Origin of the sequence: Corynebacterium nasorum (assembly GCF_022345765.1) — a bacterium.
GTDB lineage: Bacteria > Actinomycetota > Actinomycetes > Mycobacteriales > Mycobacteriaceae > Corynebacterium > Corynebacterium kefirresidentii.
On record NZ_JAKRDR010000010.1, the window covers coordinates 1 to 15,068 of the forward strand.

The 15,068-nt window shown below is 57.2% G+C and carries 15 protein-coding genes and 5 tRNA genes; 5 read left to right on the top strand and 15 right to left on the bottom strand.

Going from position 1 to position 15,068, the window contains the following annotated elements:
* Window positions 1-341: 341 nt before the first annotated feature.
* Together murA and ramA are read right to left on the bottom strand one after the other, a co-directional pair.
* Window positions 342-1,610, bottom strand: a complete 1,269-nt coding sequence (gene murA, locus MHK04_RS08020) for a UDP-N-acetylglucosamine 1-carboxyvinyltransferase (protein WP_005325837.1) — start codon at window positions 1,608-1,610, stop codon at window positions 342-344.
* A gap of 21 nt (window positions 1,611-1,631) precedes the next feature.
* Window positions 1,632-2,471 (bottom strand): acetate metabolism transcriptional regulator RamA, encoded by an 840-nt coding sequence (ramA, locus tag MHK04_RS08025; RefSeq protein WP_005325834.1) that lies wholly within the window; start codon window positions 2,469-2,471, stop codon window positions 1,632-1,634.
* A 265-nt stretch (window positions 2,472-2,736) separates the two neighbouring features.
* Between ramA and cysK the strand changes: the two genes are divergently transcribed.
* Entirely contained in the window at window positions 2,737-3,672 is a 936-nt protein-coding gene (gene cysK / locus MHK04_RS08030; protein ID WP_023019849.1) for a cysteine synthase A, read from the top strand.
* Window positions 3,673-3,742: 70 nt separating this feature from the next.
* Window positions 3,743-4,306: a serine O-acetyltransferase EpsC gene (gene epsC, locus MHK04_RS08035; RefSeq protein WP_034655513.1), complete on the top strand. Its 564-nt coding sequence runs from the start codon at window positions 3,743-3,745 to the stop codon at window positions 4,304-4,306.
* 40 nt (window positions 4,307-4,346) lie between these two features.
* Here epsC and MHK04_RS08040 read toward each other — a convergent pair whose 3' ends face one another.
* The 6 genes from MHK04_RS08040 to MHK04_RS08065 all read right to left on the bottom strand — a co-directional run bounded on the left by MHK04_RS08040 (window position 4,347) and on the right by MHK04_RS08065 (window position 5,520).
* Window positions 4,347-4,637: a GNAT family N-acetyltransferase gene (locus tag MHK04_RS08040; protein WP_239208369.1), complete on the bottom strand. Its 291-nt coding sequence runs from the start codon at window positions 4,635-4,637 to the stop codon at window positions 4,347-4,349.
* A 49-nt stretch (window positions 4,638-4,686) separates the two neighbouring features.
* Window positions 4,687-4,759 (bottom strand) — tRNA-Phe (locus tag MHK04_RS08045).
* Between the two features lie 19 nt (window positions 4,760-4,778).
* Window positions 4,779-4,852: transfer RNA gene (locus MHK04_RS08050), tRNA-Asp, on the bottom strand.
* A gap of 83 nt (window positions 4,853-4,935) precedes the next feature.
* Window positions 4,936-5,250: a DUF4288 domain-containing protein gene (locus tag MHK04_RS08055; protein WP_239208370.1), complete on the bottom strand. Its 315-nt coding sequence runs from the start codon at window positions 5,248-5,250 to the stop codon at window positions 4,936-4,938.
* A gap of 85 nt (window positions 5,251-5,335) precedes the next feature.
* Window positions 5,336-5,409, bottom strand: a tRNA-Asp gene (locus tag MHK04_RS08060).
* A gap of 35 nt (window positions 5,410-5,444) precedes the next feature.
* Window positions 5,445-5,520: transfer RNA gene (locus MHK04_RS08065), tRNA-Glu, on the bottom strand.
* Window positions 5,521-5,602: 82 nt separating this feature from the next.
* Here MHK04_RS08065 and MHK04_RS08070 point away from each other — a divergent pair.
* A complete protein-coding gene (locus MHK04_RS08070) occupies window positions 5,603-5,935 on the top strand; it encodes a metal-sensitive transcriptional regulator (protein ID WP_023019853.1) in 333 nt (110 codons plus the stop codon).
* A gap of 31 nt (window positions 5,936-5,966) precedes the next feature.
* On the opposite strand, the gene MHK04_RS08075 is transcribed toward MHK04_RS08070, so the two are convergent.
* Together MHK04_RS08075 and scpC are read right to left on the bottom strand one after the other, a co-directional pair.
* A tRNA-Lys gene (locus tag MHK04_RS08075) sits at window positions 5,967-6,039 on the bottom strand.
* Between the two features lie 108 nt (window positions 6,040-6,147).
* The gene (gene scpC, locus MHK04_RS08080) at window positions 6,148-7,650 is read right to left on the bottom strand and encodes a succinyl-CoA:acetate CoA-transferase ScpC (protein WP_023019854.1); all 1,503 of its coding nucleotides are present in this window, start codon (window positions 7,648-7,650) and stop codon (window positions 6,148-6,150) included.
* A gap of 191 nt (window positions 7,651-7,841) precedes the next feature.
* Between scpC and dusB the strand changes: the two genes are divergently transcribed.
* On the top strand, window positions 7,842-8,987 hold the full coding sequence (gene dusB / locus MHK04_RS08085; RefSeq protein WP_239208371.1) for a tRNA dihydrouridine synthase DusB: 1,146 nt from the start codon (window positions 7,842-7,844) through the stop codon (window positions 8,985-8,987).
* A 101-nt stretch (window positions 8,988-9,088) separates the two neighbouring features.
* Window positions 9,089-9,817 carry a phosphate signaling complex protein PhoU gene (phoU, locus tag MHK04_RS08090; RefSeq protein WP_239208372.1) on the top strand — a complete coding sequence of 243 codons (729 nt, stop codon included), beginning with the start codon at window positions 9,089-9,091 and terminating at the stop codon, window positions 9,815-9,817.
* A 69-nt stretch (window positions 9,818-9,886) separates the two neighbouring features.
* Here phoU and pstB read toward each other — a convergent pair whose 3' ends face one another.
* The 5 genes from pstB to mshD all read right to left on the bottom strand — a co-directional run bounded on the left by pstB (window position 9,887) and on the right by mshD (window position 15,045).
* Window positions 9,887-10,660 carry a phosphate ABC transporter ATP-binding protein PstB gene (gene pstB, locus MHK04_RS08095; protein WP_023019857.1) on the bottom strand — a complete coding sequence of 258 codons (774 nt, stop codon included), beginning with the start codon at window positions 10,658-10,660 and terminating at the stop codon, window positions 9,887-9,889.
* A gap of 52 nt (window positions 10,661-10,712) precedes the next feature.
* A complete protein-coding gene (pstA, locus tag MHK04_RS08100) occupies window positions 10,713-11,627 on the bottom strand; it encodes a phosphate ABC transporter permease PstA (protein ID WP_049360033.1) in 915 nt (304 codons plus the stop codon).
* A gap of 14 nt (window positions 11,628-11,641) precedes the next feature.
* Window positions 11,642-12,688, bottom strand: a complete 1,047-nt coding sequence (pstC, locus tag MHK04_RS08105; RefSeq protein ID WP_239208373.1) for a phosphate ABC transporter permease subunit PstC — start codon at window positions 12,686-12,688, stop codon at window positions 11,642-11,644.
* A gap of 121 nt (window positions 12,689-12,809) precedes the next feature.
* Window positions 12,810-13,913: a phosphate ABC transporter substrate-binding protein PstS gene (gene pstS, locus MHK04_RS08110; RefSeq protein ID WP_179386949.1), complete on the bottom strand. Its 1,104-nt coding sequence runs from the start codon at window positions 13,911-13,913 to the stop codon at window positions 12,810-12,812.
* Window positions 13,914-14,127: 214 nt separating this feature from the next.
* Window positions 14,128-15,045: a mycothiol synthase gene (gene mshD / locus MHK04_RS08115; RefSeq protein ID WP_239208374.1), complete on the bottom strand. Its 918-nt coding sequence runs from the start codon at window positions 15,043-15,045 to the stop codon at window positions 14,128-14,130.
* Between the last annotated feature and the right edge of the window lie 23 nt (window positions 15,046-15,068).

Below are 15,068 nucleotides of genomic sequence, written 5' to 3' on the forward strand. Positions count from 1 at the left end.
GGCACACACCAACCAACAAACCATTAAGCCTGCTGGCAGACAAACCAATCAACACACAACCATGCACACAAAAAATAAAAAGTACATTGGCACACTATTGAGTTCTCAAACATCACCACCAACCAACAAAAAATTAACTTCCCGTTAACCTCTCATCGGCAGCCCGTACAAACTTACTCAACTCAAAGAACAAAATCAAATCATCAAACAAAGTCCGCACAAAATGTCACCATCAAGTAACCTCCCGGCAACCTCTCGGCGACTTGAATTAATGTAGTCCACCACAACCAAACAACACAAATCCCCAGCACACTACGGAAAACTGTGTACTGGGGACGTCGTTAAAAGAGCTCTTCTTCTTGAGTTCTTTCGATCGTGGCGCCGAGACGCTGCAGGTTTTCTACAAAATTCGGATAACCGCGGTCGATGTGGAAAACATCGTGAACCGTAGTGGTCTCATCCGCACACAACGCAGAAAGCACCAAGCCCGCACCTGCGCGGATATCGGAGCTCCATACGTGAGTAGAAGACAGCCGCTCTTTGCCACGGACTACTACATGGTGGCCGTCAACCTGGGCGTCGGCACCCAGGCGCAGCATTTCATCTACAAAACGGAAGCGGGATTCAAAGACATTCTCTGTAATGACCGTCGTTCCGTCCGCAATGGCGGAGATGCCAATGGCCATAGGCTGCAAATCAGTAGGGAACCCCGGAAATGGCAGGGTCTGGTAGTCCACCGCCTGCGGGCGCTGATCCATGCGCACGCGGAAGCCGTTCTCATAGGTTTCCAGTTCGGCACCGGCGGACTTCAGCTTTTCCAGTGGCAGGTGCAGGTGGCGCGGCGAGATACCTCCCACCGTGATGTCCCCCTGAGTCATGGCGGCGGCATATGCCCATGTACCTGCCACGATGCGGTCACCGATAACCTCGTGCTGGGTGGGCTGCAGCTTATCGACGCCCCGGATAGTCACCACCGAGCTTCCTTCACCTTCGATATCGGCACCCATGGACTTGAGCATGGTGCACAGATCGACGATTTCGGGCTCACGAGCCGCATTATGCAGAACGGTTTCCCCCTCAGCGAGAACCGCGGCGGTGAGGATGTTTTCGGTTGCACCCACCGACGGGAAATCAAGGCGAATATTCGCACCACGTAGGTGGGTGGCTTCTGCCACGACGGCACCGTGCTCAATACGGGTGGTCGCGCCCAGCTTTTCCAAGCCCGTCTGGTGCATATCGAGCGGACGGGAACCAATCGCGTCACCTCCGGGCAGCGCTACCTTGGCGTGACCACAGCGGGAGGTCAGGGGCCCGAGCACGCAAACGGAAGCACGGAACTGGCGGACTGCATCAAAATCCGCATTAGATTGGGGCTGCGCGGGAGTAGTAATCCGGACTTCAGAGCCCTCGATTACTACCTCGCAGCCGAGCCCCTCGAGAACCTTTTTCATGAGGGGGACGTCCAGAATTTCTGGGCAGTTGGTCAGCGTCGTAGTGCCCTCCGCCAGCAAGGATGCGGCCATGAGCTTTAAGACGCTATTTTTTGCGCCATCTACTTTGACGGTGCCCTCTAAGCGGGCACCGCCGGAAACAATAAACTGATCTTTCACAACTGCCTACGCTACCGGTTCTTAAGGCAACGCGCCGATGCGACGGGCGGCATTGACCGCCTCGTAGCGGGTGTGCGCACCGAGTTTACGCATTACCGAGCGCAGATAAGACTTCACAGTTTCTGCGCCGATTCCCATTTCCTCAGCCGCTTCCACGTTGGTGTGCCCCAGGGCCACACAAGAGAGAACGTCGAGCTCGCGGGCGGAGAGCTTAGTGGATTGCTTCACGCGCACCGGAGAGACCATCTGGTCACATAGCGTCTCCAGTTCCTTGCGCAGCTCCTCGTCTTCCACGCGGTTAGCCAGCATGCGCAGCTTGGAGTGGGTGGAGCGTACCTGTTCCCACTCAGCACCGTTCATAACGTGGCCGCGGGCGGCCCCGCCTTTAGATCCATCGGCGCGGCGCATCGCGGAATTTACAGCTAGGTCCTGCTCAAGAGTGCGCGCGGTCATCGTCACTTCTTCGATGACCTTGTCGCCCAGGCGAACTGGGGAATGCACTCCCACGTAGAGGACGCCGCGGATTTCGCGCTGGACCGTGACGGGCACAGCCACGATGGAGTGCAGGCCCTCATCTTGGATTACGCGGTCATTCTCGTGCGAGATGGTAGTAGCACGAGTGTAATCGGATACGCCTACCGCGCGGCGAGTGCTGACCACTCGCCCACCCACACCAACGCCGGAGTCAATGATCAGATTCTGCAGCGCTGGGGTACGTAGCCCTACCCACTGCGTAATCTGCAAGCGATTGTCTGGCAGCAGCGTGGCATACATCGTCACCGGAATACCTGTAGCGGTTTTCAGGGACGATAACGCCGCGCGTACGGATTCTTCATCATCTTTGAGGCGATGCGACTCCATGAGACTCTTTCCTCGTCGGGGGTAACCAAGCAGGTGTACCCGTCTTCCCCCCGGGAATTTGGGGGCCAGCGGGCAACTGAGTGGAAGTATAGACAGCATGTGGGGGTAATTCGAAATCGCCCCTGGCTTATCCGGTGTTGTAATCCCACATGGAATGCCCGAATGCCCAGTCTAGAATTTATATACTGATTGGTCTACTTGTGTAGTGTACCCTTGCGTTGTACACGATTTGAATCCAAATCCGATTCCCAAAGGAGTCAATACAATGGCTGTCTACAACAACATTATGGAAACCATCGGCGGTACCCCGTTGGTCCGCCTAAACCGTCTTACCGAGGGCAAGGGTGCAACCGTGCTTGCCAAGGTTGAATCCTTTAACCCCGCTAACTCCGTGAAAGACCGCATCGGCAAGGCCATCGTTGAGGCCGCTGAGAAGTCTGGTCAGCTCAAGCCGGGCGGCACCATCGTGGAAGCCACGTCCGGCAATACCGGCATTGCCTTGGCTCTGGCCGGCGCCACTTTGGGCTACAAGGTCATCTTGACCATGCCGGAGACCATGTCCAACGAGCGCAAGGTACTGCTGCGCGCCTACGGCGCAGAGATTGTGCTGACCCCAGGTGCGGCGGGCATGCAGGGCGCCGTCGACAAGGCGAATGAAATCGTCGCCGAGAACGACAACGCAATCCTGGCTGCACAGTTCGCCAACGAAGCAAACCCGAAGATGCACGAGGAGACCACCGGCCCGGAGATCTGGGAAGACGCCGAGGGCAAGGTTGATGCCTTCGTTGCTGGTGTAGGCACCGGCGGCACCGTTACCGGTGTAGGTCGCTTCCTGAAGTCCAAGAACCCGGACCTGCACTTGGCCGCCGTCGAGCCGTCCGACTCCCCTGTCCTGTCTGAAGGCCACGCTGGCCCGCACAAGATCCAGGGCATCGGCGCCAACTTCGTTCCTGAGGTACTTGACCGCGAGCTTCTCGACGAAGTCTTTACCGCCACCACCGAGGAGTCCATTAAGGCCTCCCGCGACCTGGCCACACAGGAAGGCCTGCTGGTAGGCATTTCCGCCGGCGCTAACGTCTCTGCAGCTTTGAAGCTGGCAGAGCGCCCAGAGTTTGAGGGCAAGACCATCGTGGTTGTCCTGCCGGACTTCGGTGAGCGCTACGTCTCCACCATCCTCTTCGAGGACATCCGCGAGGCTTAAATCACTTCGGTTGAATAAAAGCACCCGCCAACCTTGGCGGGTGCCTTTTTTATGCCAGTACTATGTGAGCATGAACATTATGAGCTACATCCGTGAAGACTTAGCGAATGCAAGAGATCACGATCCAGCCGCTCGCGGCGACGTCGAAAATGCAATAGTGTACTCCGGCCTCCACGCGGTGTGGTCTCATCGCATTTCCCACTGGATGTGGAAGCGCGGCCTACGCGGGCCCGCGCGCATATTAGCGCAAATTAACCGCTTCTTTACCGGCGTGGAAATCCACCCGGGCGCCACTATCGGTCGCCGCTTCTTTATTGACCACGGCATGGGCATCGTCATCGGTGAAACCGCCGAGATTGGCGATGGCGTCATGCTTTACCACGGTGTCACCCTCGGTGGCCAGGTGCTTACCCAGACCAAGCGCCACCCCACCATCGAGGACAATGTAGTCATCGGCGCAGGCGCTAAGGTACTCGGCCCTATCACGATCGGTGAGGGATCGGCCATTGGCGCCAATGCCGTAGTGACGAAGGACGTGCCCGCCGAACATATCGCGGTGGGCATCCCGGCCAAGAACCGCCCACGCAATCCAAATGAGCGCATCAAGCTGGTCGACCCCGACTACTACATCTAAATTCTCTCCTAGCGGCCCACAGGCACTTGTGGGCCGCTTTTTATATGCCTTCTGGGCGCAGCAGGTCGCGGTATTCGGGGTTCTTTTCTATAAAGTGTGCCACGGCGGAGCAGGAAGCGATGACTTGCTTGCCGACGCCCCGGGCATCGTCAAGCGCTGCCTCAATCAACGGCGCGGACAGTCCTTGGCCGCGGAACGCATCCTTGATGACCGTGTGGTTGAACTCGCGGGTATCGCCCGCGTCTACGTAGTAGCAAGCACCCGCCTCAGTGCCATCCACGGTCAGCACGTAGCGGGATTTATCGGTCTGGTGTGCAATAGCGTGTTCCATGCACCTATACTAAAGCAAAAATGGCCCCTCTAAAGAGGAGCCATTATTGTGGCCAGAGCCAGGATCGAACTGGCGACCCCACACTTTTCAGGCGTGTGCTCTACCGACTGAGCTATCTGGCCAGAAACCCGAAGGTTTCGGCGACCTTGACGGGACTTGAACCCGCGACCTCCGCCGTGACAGGGCGGCGCGCTAACCAACTGCGCCACAAGGCCATTTTAAATTATGTGTGCTCTCTGGCACGGATAGTTACTTTACAGAAGACTCCCAACACTCACCAAATCAGCACGTCATAACACTATTCGGGAGCCTGAAGAGGATCGCTTCCTCCTAATTTCATCTCAAAGCGCTCATAGTCTTCCAGTGCGGCAAAGTGTCGCGAGTAAAGGTCGCAATCTCGGTCCACATAGCCATACAGGGCCGGAGCAACATCTACAATGTGGCGCAACTTCAGCTCTTCATACTCTTGCTCGTGAGCTCGGTTAGCAACCTTGTGGTGCGCCTCCTCCTCAGAATCTGCGTAGACGAGGAAGAAGTCTTCCCGGTAGAAATTACCACGCTCCGAATCCTGCGACACGAGCTCAAAGACGACAATCCCTACGTATGGTTCCACAGTGCTGACCCTCCTAATTCCTTAGTTGGCGCCAGCGTACCAAAACAAAAAGCAGCAATCGTAGAAACGATTGCTGCTTTTTCTGCGACCTTGACGGGACTTGAACCCGCGACCTCCGCCGTGACAGGGCGGCGCGCTAACCAACTGCGCCACAAGGCCAATCGAATATTAAATTCGTACCAACACTTTCATGTTGGTACCCCCAACGGGATTCGAACCCGTGCCGCTGCCGTGAAAGGGCAGTGTCCTAGGCCGCTAGACGATGGGGGCCCGTCGCGCTATGGCGACCTCTAGAAATATACTGGAGACCTCACCTAGTTACAAAATCGCTCCCCCAGAAAGATTAGGAACCATGTCTGACCAGCATCAAACGTGCTCCTGTCACGAGCCACACGTGCACGGATATAACGCAGATTCACAAAGTAAAGATCGCTACCTCGCACGGCTCAAACGTATCGAGGGCCAAACACGCGGCATCCATCGCATGATCGAGGAAGACCAATATTGCATTGACATTATTACCCAGATTTCGGCCGTGAAGTCAGCGCTAGAAAATGTCTCACTCGCGCTCCTAGAAGACCATATCGAGCACTGCGTGGCCGGTGCTGCCGCCGAGGACGGCGAAGTGGCCACGGAGAAGCTAGAAGAGGCTATGCGCGCCATCAAGAAGATGGTGAAAAACTAAAAGGAGCCACCCGATAAGGTGGCTCCCGTTGTGGGCCCTGTGGGGATCGAACCCACGACCTGCGGATTAAAAGTCCGTAGCTCTACCAACTGAGCTAAAGGCCCAACGTCGTTACATCTTAGCTTGCGACATTTGCAAAGTCCTAATTAGGGGGCGTCGGCAAGCGAAAGGCGCCCAGCTCACCACTGAGCGCCCGCCAGGACACAGTTAGATTAGCCGCGCATATCGCCCTTTTCCATGAAGTTCACCTGGAAGTCGAAGGCGGTCTTCAAATCGTGCGGGGTGTGCTGGAACTTGTTTTCCTTGGCACGCTTGAAGTAGTCCTCCAGCAGCGGACGGTAGTCCGGGTGAGCGACAGAGATAACCTTCTCCACGCGCTCCTTCGGAGCCAGTCCGCGCAGGTCAGCTACTCCATACTCGGTAATGATGACCATGGTGTCGTGCTCGGTGTGGTCTGTGTGAGACACGAAAGGAACCAGCGCGGAAATGGCGCCATCCTTGGCCACGGACGGCGAGACGAAGGTGGAGATATAGGCGTTGCGGGTGAAGTCACCCGAGCCACCGGTGCCGTTCATGATTCGGGAGCCGGAGACGTTGGTGGAGTTGATATTGCCGTAAATATCGGCCTCAATCATGCCATTGGAAGAAATCAGGCCAACGCGGCGAATGACCTCTGGGTGATTGGAGACCTGCTGTGGGCGAAGAATGATGTGCTTGCGGTAGCGCTCTGCCTCCGCGTTCATCTTCTCGGCATACTCCGGGGAAAGGGCAAAGGAGGTAGCAGAGGCCATGGTCATCTTGCCGGCATCAATAAGATCAAGCATGCCATCCTGGATAACCTCGGTGTAGGCCTGGATATTTTCAAACTTGGAATCCAGGAGGCCAGCCATCACGGCATTTGGCACGTTGCCCACGCCGGACTGCATGATGAACTTGTCATACTCAAGGCGGCCGGCAGCCACCTCACCCTCAAGGAACTCGATGAAGTTTGCAGCGATCTTTTCCGAGATCTCGTCCGGCTCCTTAAACGGCGCGTTGCGGTCGGGGGCATCGGTCTTGACCACTGCGACCACCTTCTCCTCCGGCACCTCCATGTAGGTGGTACCGATGCGGTCACCCGGCTTGGTGATAGGGATAGGCTGACGGTTCGGCAGCTTTTCAATGCGGTAGATATCGTGCATGCCCTCGAGGTTGATGGACTGCCACTCATTAATCTCGATGATGATCTTATCCGCAGCCTCAATGTATTCGAGGTTATTGCCCACGGCGGAGGACGGGACGACGTGGCCTTCCTCGGTGATGCGCACAGCCTCGATGATGGCTACCTGGAAATCACCGTAGAAGCCCTCCTCTACCTGCTGGCCAGAGTGAGACAGGTGAATGTCCTGGTAGAGCGCGGTGCCGTCATTGAACTGCTTACGCAAGGTGGGATCGGAGTTATAAGGAGAGCGGAAGCGAATCGCCTCAGCTTCCGCGAGGACGCCATCGCAATCCGGAGCAGTAGAGGCACCAGAGAAGACATCGATCTTAAATTCCTCGCCCTTTTCGTGCAGGGCCTTGGCCTTTTCTGCAATGGCAGTAGGCAAGCCCTTAGGGTAGCCAGCGCCGGTAAAGCCGGAAATGCCTACGCGATCACCGTGGTTTACGTGCTGAGCAGCCTCTTCTGCCGAAACTACGAGCTTTTGAAACGGGGCATACGCGATTCTTTCGGACAAGGGTAATCCTCCTTCATCGAGAGACTAGCCAAAATAACGGCCGTCCTAATTAGTTACACAGACCACATTAGCGAATCTTTGCAAGATTTCCACCACATTTGTGTGACCCCCACCCCATAAAACGGAAATAAGGAACGCCACCACTGTGGCCCTAGTTGCTATTTTGGCCCGTCAACTAGCACAATTGGGGCGTGAATTTGCGCATTGGACACTACGATCTCTCCTCCCCCGTCATCCTCGCCCCGATGGCGGGGGTAACCAACGTTGCCTTCCGCACGTTGTGCCGCGAGCAGGAATTGGCGCGCACTGGCACGGTTTCCGGCCTCTACGTCTGTGAGATGGTCACCGCCCGCGCGCTAGTAGAGCGCAATGAAAAGACGCTGCACATGACAACCTTTGCTCCGCAGGAGGATCCCCGATCACTGCAGATTTATACGGTGGATCCGGAATATACTTACAAGGCAGCAAAGATGATCGTGGACGAGAACTTGGCGGACCACATTGATATGAACTTTGGCTGCCCGGTTCCCAAGGTGACCCGTCGCGGCGGTGGATCCGCTTTGCCTTATAAGCGACGCCTCTTTGGCAATATTGTCTCCGCCGCCGTCAAAGCTACTGAGGGCACCGACATCCCAGTAACGGTAAAGATGCGCGTAGGCATTGACGATGAACACCATACGCATCTTGATGCGGGGCGCATCGCCGTCGAATCCGGCGCCGCCGCCGTTACCTTGCATGGCCGTACCGCCGCCCAGCGCTATTCCGGTGAAGCACGGTGGGACGAGATCGCCCGACTAAAAGAGCACCTAGCAGACACTGGAGTCCCGGTTTTGGGCAACGGCGATATCTTCCGCGCCGAGGATGCGCGCCGCATGATGGAACAGACCGGTTGCGACGGCGTGCAGGTCGGGCGCGGCTGCCTCGGCCGCCCGTGGCTCTTTGCGGAGCTCGGCGCTGCCCTTCGCGGCGAGTCCATCCCAGCTGAGCCCACCCTGGGTGAGGTTACCCAGGTTATTCTCCGCCACGCAGAGCTACTCGCAGAGCACGATGGCGAGGATAATGCTTCCCGCGACATTCGCAAACACATTGGCTGGTACCTGCGCGGCTTCCCAGTCGGCGGCCAAGTACGCGCGGGCTTGGCCAAGGTGGATTCCCTCGACGCACTGCGAGAGCTCCTAGCCCCATGGGCAGATTCCGACGCCTTGGCTGCCGACGCCGACGGTGCCCGAGGCCGCCAAGGTTCGCCTTCCAAGGTGGCATTGCCAGATGGCTGGCTCGACGATCCGGAGGATGAATGCGTTCCCGTCGCCGCAGATATTATGAATTCCGGCGGTTAACCTTATTAGGGCATCAGAGCACCCTGGGGTATATAGGTATCGTGCATTTATCTTCCACTTAAGTTGCGCGGGAATGGAAAGTTTTCGCTATTATTTCTGGCATGCGTGCTGCCTACAGGGAACACTTAAACAACTTCTCCCATGACCTCATCGTCATGTGCGATACCGTGCGCACCATCATGGATAATGCCTCACAGGCACTAATCCAGGGCGTTTTGGAATCAGCCGAAGAAGCTCTCACTATGACTGAGGAGCTCGATGAGATCCGCACTCGATGCTCGGAGCGCGCCGTAAAACTTTTAGCACTAGAAAACCCCATGGCGCAGGATCTCCGCCAAGTTGTCTCTTCCATCTATATCGTGGAAGACCTCTACCGAATGGGAAAACTTGCCCAACACATCGCGGATTCCGCACGCCGCCGCCACCCCGATCCCGTGGTGCCTGCGAACTACATGGGCTACTTTGAGGAGCTGTACCGTCTCACTGAAGAGATGGGTTCTGTGCTGCACAATATTCTCGTTACTCCCGACGCGGATCTATCCGTGAACCTTCGCGCCGATGACGACGCCGTGGACGATATCAACTCTCATCTTTTGCGCCTCCTGACCCAGCGCGAGTGGGAAGGATCCGTCCGAGAGGCAGTGGAGACCTCGCAGATTACGCGCTATTACGAGCGCTATGCCGACCACTGCGTTTCGGTTGCCGGCCACATTATCTATTTGATCACTGGGCTGCTGCCCCACGACTATGCCAAGAAGCTAGAAGAGAGCAAGAAGGACGCGGAGTTCGAGGCCCGTATGGCCGAGCTGGAGCGTCAGTTCCGCCGCTAAGGAATAAAAACTAAGAAACGGGCCGGTTCGAATGAACCGGCCCGTTTTCTCGGACAATCTCTCTACTCTTTAGCCAAAGCGGCCAGAGATATAATCCTCGGTCTCCTTCTGGGAAGGATTCTCGAAGATCTTGGTGGTGTCATCGAACTCCACCAGGTGACCCGGCTTGCCGGTTGCTTCCAGGGAGAAGAAGCCGGTCTTATCGGACACACGGGCTGCCTGCTGCATATTGTGGGTCACGATGACGATGGTGAAGTTTTCCTTCAGCTCGTGGATAAGGTCCTCCACGGCGAGGGTGGAAATCGGGTCTAGGGCGGAACAAGGCTCGTCCATGAGCAGCACCTCTGGCTCCACGGCGATGGCGCGGGCGATGCACAGACGCTGCTGCTGACCACCCGAGAGGCCGCCGCCCGGCTTGTCCAGGCGGTCCTTGACCTCGTCCCACAGGTTGGCGCCGCGCAAGGACTTCTCCGCGACTTCCTTGAGCTTCTTCTTGTTCTTTTCACCGGAAAGCTTGAGGCCAGCCACAACATTGTCCTCAATGGACATCGTGGGGAACGGGTTAGCCTTCTGGAAGACCATGCCGATGGTGTTGCGTACGGATACTGGATCAACCTTTGGTCCGTAGATATTGGTGCCATCGAGCAGGATTTCACCCTTTACCGAGGCGCCGGGAATGACCTCGTGCATACGGTTGATGGTGCGCAGCACGGTGGACTTACCGCAGCCGGAAGGGCCGATGAATGCGGTCACGGCCTGGGCCGGGATCTGCATATTCACGTTCTGCACGGCGTGGAAGTCGCCGTAGAAAATGTTCACGTCATTGAGCGCGAGCTTAGACATTTGGGAGTTTCTCCTCTAGCAAGTGTATGGCGGAATCGAGTGTTACGGCGTTTTACTTCTTAACCGAGAACTTTGCGGACACGATGCGGGCCGCAATATTGAGGACGGCGATGAGGATAACCAGCGTCAAAGCTGCACCCCAAAGCTTGTCCAGCACGGCTGGCTGAGCGCCGGCCTTGTACATATCCAGCATCATCAACGGGAGCGAAGACTGAGATCCCTTGAAAGCGTCCCAGTTGATGACGGAGGAGGAACCAACCAAGACCAACACCGGCGAAGACTCGCCCATCACGCGGGCAATCGCCAGCATGATACCGGTGACGATGCCGGACAGGGCGGTAGGCAGAACAATACGGGCGATGGTCTTCCACTTTGGTACACCGAGCGCGTAGGACGCCTCGCGCAAGTCCATTGGGACCACGCGCAGCATCTCTTCGGTATTGCGCACCACAATCGGAATCATCAGCAGTACCAGGGACAGCGCCACGGCGAAGCCGGAGCGGCCGAAACCGAAGAGGGTGATCCACATGGCGAAGATGAACAGAGCCGCAACAATGGACGGCACACCAGACAGGATGTCCACCATAAAGGTGGTGACGCGGCCAAGCCATCCACCCTTGGAGTACTCCACCAGGTAAATAGCGGTGAAGATACCGATGGGAATGGAGATGACGGAAGCCAAAATGGTTTGGACGAAAGTACCCACGATTGCGTGGGCAGCACCGCCGCCAGCCGAGCTATTCATGATGCCGCGCTGGGAGGCGGTCCACCACTCAGGGTTGAGGATTACGCCACTACCGCGGGCGATGAGTTCCCACAGAACCCACACCAGCGGGACCATAGCCAAAATCATTGCGCCCCAGACCACTGCAGTGGCGATGTTATTGGTCATCTTGCGGGAGCCGGAGATGTCTAGGAATGTCGCGCCGCCTTGGGAGGCAGGCTTGGCATTAGTTGTCGTAGTCATTGATCCTCCCCTCCTTACTTATTCTTCACGATGGCGCGGGCAATGGCGTTGACCACGAAGGTCAGCAAGAACAGCATGAGGCCAGCGGCGATATAAGCACCAGCGCGCATCTCGTTACCGAACTCGGCGGATGCCAGGGCGATGGCCGTGGCGAAGGTCGTGCCGCCGTCGAAAAGCGAGAAGCGGAAGTCAATCAGCGGGGAGACGACCATGTATAGCGCCATGGTCTCACCCAGCGCACGGCCCAAGCCGAGCATGGAGCCTGCGATATAGCCGGACATGCCGAATGGCAGGACGGTCATGCGGATAACTTCCCAACGGGTAGCGCCCAGCGCCAAAGCGGATTCCACCTGGCCTGGAGGGGTCTGCACGAAGACCTCGCGGGCGGTGGCCGCGATGATCGGCAGAATCATCACGGCGAGCACGATGCCACCGGTAAACAAGTTACGGCCAGTTGCAAAAGACGGCGAGTTATCGAAGACATGGAAGAGGAAGAAGCCACCGGCCCAAGACTCCATCCAGGAGTAGAAGCCGGATAGCGCCGGGCCGAGAACCTGCCAGCCCCACAGACCATAAACAATGGAAGGAACCGCAGCGAGCATGTCCACCAGGAAGCCGAGAGGCTTGACCAAGCGGGCAGGCGCGTAGTTGGACAGGAAGATGGCAATGGCCAGGGCCACCGGCATAGCCAGCAGGAGGGCGAAGACGGAGATAAGGACGGTGGTACCGAACATGGTCGGGATACCGAACTTCATCGCAGAAGTATCGGTGGTCTCCCAACGGCCACCATAGGTAAAGAAGCCCAAGATGCCGCCGTCGTTGACTCCCAGGGCGGGAACTGCACGCCACAGCAGGAAGGCGGCAATAGCCGCAATCATGACGGTAATAAGTGTTGCCGAAGCAGTGGACAGGAACTCAAAGACACGATCGCCTGGGCGCTTTACGCCGCTATTGGAGCTGGTGGTAGCTACCTCTTCGTGTCCGCTGGTGGAGACTCGCTCGGCAGCGGTGATATTCGCGTCCGCCTGCTCTGGAGCCGTGGTGAGATTATTGTCTGCCATGAGACTGTTAATCCTTTTCAGCGTTGAAAATGGAAAATATCGTTACATACCTGCGCCCCCAAAGCGCGAATCGTGTGCGGCAGTGGGGGCGGGAGGTATTAAGCTTTTACAGCTTTAGCGCTTACTGCAAAGCGTCAACAGCAGCCTTCAGCTTGTCCAGGTGAGCACCCTCAACCGGGATGAAGCCTTGCTCAGCCAGCTGGTCGTCCTGGTGATCCAGGACGGTGGTGAAGAAGGACTTGACCAGCTTGGAGGTCTCCTCATCGTAGCCCTTGGAGCAGACGATGTTGTAGGTGGTCAGGATGAGCGGGTATGCACCCTCGTTATCAGAGGAGAACAGTGCCTCAGAGTCAACAACCATGTTGTGCTCGGAGTCGGTCTTCTTGAACTCCAGGTTTTCCAGAGCCTTGTTGACGGACTCGGTGGAGAGCTCAACTGGGCCGTGGCCGAAGTCAATCTTGGCCTTCTTAACGCCTTCGCCTTCCTTCTGGTCTGCAAAGCCAGCCTCGACGTAGGTGATAGCACCGTCGATGCTTGCAACCTGGTCAGCAACGCCGGAGGAACCGTTAGCGCCCTCACCAACAGAATCCGGGAACTGCTTGCCCTCGGAGTCCCAGTCGCCCGTAGCGGCCTTCAGGAACTTCTGGAAGTTTGCGGAGGTACCGGACTCGTCGGAACGGAAGATGACGGTGATGTCCTTGTCCGGCAGGTCGGTGCCCTCGTTGTCAGCGGCGATAGCCTTGTCGTTCCACTTCTTGATTTCGCCCTTGAAGATCTTGCCCAGGGTCTTGGTGGAAAGGTTGATCTCGGTGTCACCCAGGTTGTAGGCGATTGCAACCGGGCCGATGGTGGTTGGCAGGTGCCATGCCTCGTTGCCGTCGCAACGCTTAGCGGCAGCCTCAACCTCGCCCTCGTCTTCCTTCAGGGCGGAGTCAGAACCAGCGAAGTCAGCCTGGCCGTTGGTGAAGGCCTCAACGCCGGCGCCGGAACCGGAAGCGTTGTAGGACAGGGAAGCGTCTGGGTGATCCTCAGAGAACGCGGTCTGGAAGTAAGACATTGCGTTCTGCTGGGAGGATGCACCGTCGCCGACGAGCTCGCCGGAGACGTCCTCGCCGCCAGCGGAATCGGAGGAGGAGCCAGACTCCTCAGAGCAAGCTACGAGAGCGGTAGAGGTTGCGGCTACGATGCCGAAGATTGCGGCAGTGCGCTTGAAGTTGCGAATCACGGGAAAACCCTTTCCGGTGCAGATCAGAGATTGATTGTCCGAGGAAACCGCATCTCCTAGAGAGATATTTCCTGCATCCCGCTCCGCCTTCTGGGGCGGGATGCAGGTGCACAGGTGCGGTTAACTCACAGGGTGTAAAGCTATCCGCAGGATCTGTCCAAAAGGGTTCTAGGAGGTGAACTCTGAGTGAACAAATACGGCTCACCCCATGACTTTAATCACACGCGCCCCATACAACGTGTTCTTCATCAACTTTAAAGCCGAGGCGCTCATACGCCTTAAGCGCCGGTTCATTATCCGCTTCCACATAAAGAATGACGCGCTGAGCTCCCTTTTCTACCATTCGGCGCAAACCAATCTGCAATAGCGGCCCGCCCAATTTCTTGCCGCGGTAGTCCGAAGCCAAGCCCACCACGTAGACCTCACCAAACCCTGGAGTTTCCTCCGCATGCCATTTGGTCCAGTGAAAACCGGCTAGGACCGGATCTCCTGCCGTATCCCACAAGAAGAGCAGGTCAGCGGGATCAAACCAATCCGCCTCCATGCCGCGATGCAGGCGTTCTATATCCCAGCCACCTTGCTCAGGGTGCCAGGAAAAAGCCTCATTATTTGCCTTGAGCCACTGCTCCTCCACAAACTCCTGTCCCCATTGTGCTACCGACTCGGAATAATTAAGCGCCGTCAAGGGCACGTCCTCGGGACGGGCGACCACAGAGAGCTCTTCTCCCCCAATCCCCATAACCACTAGCTTGCGGGTAACCTGCAGACCTCGGGAGTGTGCCAGGGCCTGTGCGGCCGGCAGGTTCCCGTGGGCCCAGGCCTGGAGATTGGGGGTTTCCGCGGCGGCGTCGTAAAGCGAGGCACCATAGCCTTGGCCGCGGAAATCTGGGGCGATAAATAGCTCGGCGGTGGAACCATCCAGCCCAGCCACGCCGCACGGCTTCTTATCTACCCACGCCACCAAGTGGCGGTGCTGCAGGCGGGAATCAGTGAGGCCATTAAGGAACTGTTCTGAAAGGGGCGCCATTCCATCCACACGTTCGGCCTGCTCAGCAAGCTCTTCTAGGCGGCTCGCCAGCTCCGGGGAGTCCGGCAGGTTTTCTTCCGTGATACTAAAGGCATTGCTAGTCATAGACCCCAGAATACGTAGGGTAA

Excerpts from the sequence above, each read along its gene's own strand:
- cysK (WP_023019849.1), top strand. The coding sequence starts at position 2,737 with ATGGCTGTCTACAACAACATTATGGAAACCATCGGCGGTACCCCGTTG.
- pstB (WP_023019857.1), bottom strand. The coding sequence starts at position 10,660 with ATGTCTAAGCTCGCGCTCAATGACGTGAACATTTTCTACGGCGACTTC.
- pstA (WP_049360033.1), bottom strand. The coding sequence starts at position 11,627 with ATGACTACGACAACTAATGCCAAGCCTGCCTCCCAAGGCGGCGCGACA.
- MHK04_RS08070 (WP_023019853.1), top strand. The coding sequence starts at position 5,603 with ATGTCTGACCAGCATCAAACGTGCTCCTGTCACGAGCCACACGTGCAC.
- MHK04_RS08040 (WP_239208369.1), bottom strand. The coding sequence starts at position 4,637 with ATGGAACACGCTATTGCACACCAGACCGATAAATCCCGCTACGTGCTG.
- epsC (WP_034655513.1), top strand. The coding sequence starts at position 3,743 with ATGAACATTATGAGCTACATCCGTGAAGACTTAGCGAATGCAAGAGAT.
- pstC (WP_239208373.1), bottom strand. The coding sequence starts at position 12,688 with ATGGCAGACAATAATCTCACCACGGCTCCAGAGCAGGCGGACGCGAAT.
- ramA (WP_005325834.1), bottom strand. The coding sequence starts at position 2,471 with ATGGAGTCGCATCGCCTCAAAGATGATGAAGAATCCGTACGCGCGGCG.
- mshD (WP_239208374.1), bottom strand. The coding sequence starts at position 15,045 with ATGACTAGCAATGCCTTTAGTATCACGGAAGAAAACCTGCCGGACTCC.
- phoU (WP_239208372.1), top strand. The coding sequence starts at position 9,089 with ATGCGTGCTGCCTACAGGGAACACTTAAACAACTTCTCCCATGACCTC.